4 protein-coding genes and 1 pseudogene are annotated in these 2,602 nt (G+C 42.7%); 4 read left to right on the top strand and 1 reads right to left on the bottom strand.

Annotated elements, in window-relative coordinates; translation table 11 throughout:
* Positions 1-170: 170 nt before the first annotated feature.
* A pseudogene (locus tag H5300_RS26290) lies at positions 171-692 on the top strand (ISAs1 family transposase); the annotation flags it as partial.
* A gap of 172 nt (positions 693-864) precedes the next feature.
* On the opposite strand, the gene H5300_RS26285 reads toward H5300_RS26290, so the two are convergent.
* Positions 865-1,515, bottom strand: coding sequence for a recombinase family protein (locus H5300_RS26285; RefSeq protein ID WP_182797319.1), 651 nt, complete (start codon positions 1,513-1,515; stop codon positions 865-867).
* A gap of 195 nt (positions 1,516-1,710) precedes the next feature.
* On the opposite strand from H5300_RS26285, the gene H5300_RS26280 reads away from it, so the two are divergent.
* The 3 genes from H5300_RS26280 to H5300_RS28195 form a co-directional block, all read left to right on the top strand.
* Positions 1,711-1,953, top strand: coding sequence for a type II toxin-antitoxin system ParD family antitoxin (locus H5300_RS26280; RefSeq protein ID WP_182797318.1), 243 nt, complete (start codon positions 1,711-1,713; stop codon positions 1,951-1,953).
* On the top strand, positions 1,946-2,245 hold the full coding sequence (locus H5300_RS26275) for a type II toxin-antitoxin system RelE/ParE family toxin (RefSeq protein WP_017818860.1): 300 nt from the start codon (positions 1,946-1,948) through the stop codon (positions 2,243-2,245). Before H5300_RS26280 ends, H5300_RS26275 begins: the two co-directional genes overlap by 8 nt.
* Before the next feature lie 82 nt (positions 2,246-2,327).
* Positions 2,328-2,602, top strand: a 275-nt coding sequence (locus tag H5300_RS28195; RefSeq protein ID WP_259397962.1) for a DUF4158 domain-containing protein, incomplete at its 3' end; no start/stop codon positions are given.

Here is a 2,602-nt window from a genome sequence, read left to right as displayed (position 1 = left end):
GGCATGTTTATTAATGCGGGTTTGTCGCCAGTGCTCAAAGTCAGCAGTGGCCTGAATCAGGTTTTTCTGGTTTTGCATGGTGCCTTCCTTATGTTGGATAAGCACTTAGTAAACCAGAGCTGGCGGGTTAAGTTGAGCTATGCTGCCGTAAGCTCACGAAAGACAACCAACCTAGTCTTCATAAAGTATTCACAGATAACTTTTCATTGGGGCACTTAAGCGATTATTCTGAATATGCTTATGAAGAGGAAGAGATCGGTAAACGTGGTCGTAAGGTGCTTAGAAGCTATATAGTTATTCCGTTTACCGATAAGTTTGGAGACTTCGCCTCTAAATGGAAAGGTCTGAAAAGCTTATGTATAGCAACGACTTATCAACAGAAAAATGGTGAGGCTTCAGGTAGTTTAGGTGTTCGATACTTCATTTCTTCTAAGGAAATGAAAGCAGAAGAATTTGGTAAATTATGCCGTGGTCACTGGGGTGTTGAAAGTATGCACTGGTGGTTAGACGCAGTGATGAATGAAGATGACAGCCGAATCACCTACAAGCATGCTGCGCAAAACCTTTCTCGTATACGTCAAATGTGCATGAACTTTATCAAGCTTGTAGAGATGAAAGGGACATTAAAACGGCGCCAATTAAAATGTGCGTTAAATACTGAGTTCCGAGAGAGAGTTTTGTTTGGGACTTAAGGTTTTTTAACAATGTTGTAACTCATGCGGGAGCCCTGCGTTGGCCAGCAACGCCCTTGCGATTCGGATTATCTTCCCCTCAGTCGGGGTGATTCAGGTTTCTTTCAACCTGACGGGTTTGCCAGCTTTGCTGGGCAAACAAAAAAGCGCTCTCGCGCTTGCTTAAAGCGTATCAATATCCTTTACCTTGGGCGTCTAAGCGTTCACTTTTTAGTTTCTTTGCCACTCGAATCACCGTTCTAGTGGACACATTCGTCAACTTTGCGGTATCACTGATACTTAACCCGTTGATAACTCTTAACTGATAGATTTTTTCGTGAAGCTGGAGGTCAGCTTGCCTTCCACAATACTTTCCCTCTTCTTGGGCTTTCATGATCCCTTCAGCTTGTCGACGCCGACGATCTTGGTAATCTTTTCTTGCAATCGCTGCGAGCATATCCATCATCATCCCGTTAATGGCTCTGATCATAGAGCGAGTGAACTCGTCGGTAATATGTGGTGCAAAAGCGATATGGCTGGTCGGTAAGTCAAGGCTGATAACCTTAAGATCCTTTTGGTTCAGCATTTCCTTTAATTTAAACCAACTTTCTTCATCAAGACGAGAAAGCCTATCAATTTGCTCAATAATGATTGCATCACCAATTGCCGCATCATTAAGTAATCGAAGAAGCTCTGGACTTTGTAAAGAAGCTCCCGATTCGTTCTCAATATACCAACCCGCTATTCGGAAGCCCTTTTGCTGTACAAACTCCTGCAAAGCTTTCTGACCACGCTTAGCGTTCTGATCACAGGTTGATGCTCTTAAGTATCCAAAGATGTACATAAGTTCCCCAAGGTGGCATTTAGGTTATGATCTAAACGTGTGTGACAAATAGGTTATGACAAATATGTATTTCATGTCAATTTGGGCAGGTGATCTATAGGTGTACTTTATTGTCATACGAAGATCATGATTTGATTTTGAATTTTAGTTAACCTATTATTGGTGTGTTAATTATTCACACACGTAGGTGGAAATATGTCACGCACAACTAGTGTTACGATTGGGTCTCAGCTAGATGAGTTTGTCGGCCAACTCATAGCGACTGGTCGCTATGGCTCAACAAGCGAAGTGGTTCGTTCTGCATTGCGGCTACTCGAAAGGCAAGAGAAACAAACCACGGCTCTAAAAATGGCGATTGAAGCCGGAGAGCAGAGTGGTCAAAGCTCATTATCACTTCATGACATTGCGACTAAAGTAAAGCAGAGACACAATGTATAAACTTTCCAACCTCGCCGCAGAAGACTTTGAGCATATCTTTGAATACACCCTATTGAACTTTGGCATAGAGCAAGCGGATGCTTATACAGAAAGTATGCATGACGTTTTGCTAACGCTTGCAGAACAACCTTTGATGGGTTACGAGTGCCCTGAAATTGCCGAAGGGCTTCGCCGCCACGATCACCATAAACATGCTATTTTTTATCGCTCACAACCTCATAGTGTTTACATAATCCGTATTCTTCATCAGCAAATGGAACCATTGCGGCATTTCCATCCAGATATTTATTAAAGTTCCTCATGGCTACATGCCGGAAATGGGAAAACAATACGTCACTGATTTGAGTTTGTGTAACCAATAAGAGGCTCTGGCTATGCCCGTAGATTTTTTAACCACTGAACAAAAAAATAGTTACGGGCAATTTAATGGGGAGCCGAATGATGTTCAATTGGCGCGGTATTTCCATTTGGACGAGGCTGATTTAGCTTTTATTACACAAAGACGTGGTGAATACAATCGATTTGGGTGTAGTTCCTTTCAGACGACGGTCCATTATCCACTCATGCTGCTTGGAAGGTATAGCAACGCTGCTTTGATTGCTGCTTATGAAACTGCCAGTAGCCATCAAAGTCGCCACTGGACTTTAAC

The sequence above is a fragment of the Vibrio sp. SG41-7 genome (genome assembly GCF_014164465.1).
GTDB lineage: Bacteria > Pseudomonadota > Gammaproteobacteria > Enterobacterales > Vibrionaceae > Vibrio > Vibrio splendidus.
Note: the sequence above shows the minus strand (reverse complement) of the source record. Positions and strands in the feature narration are given on the sequence as shown.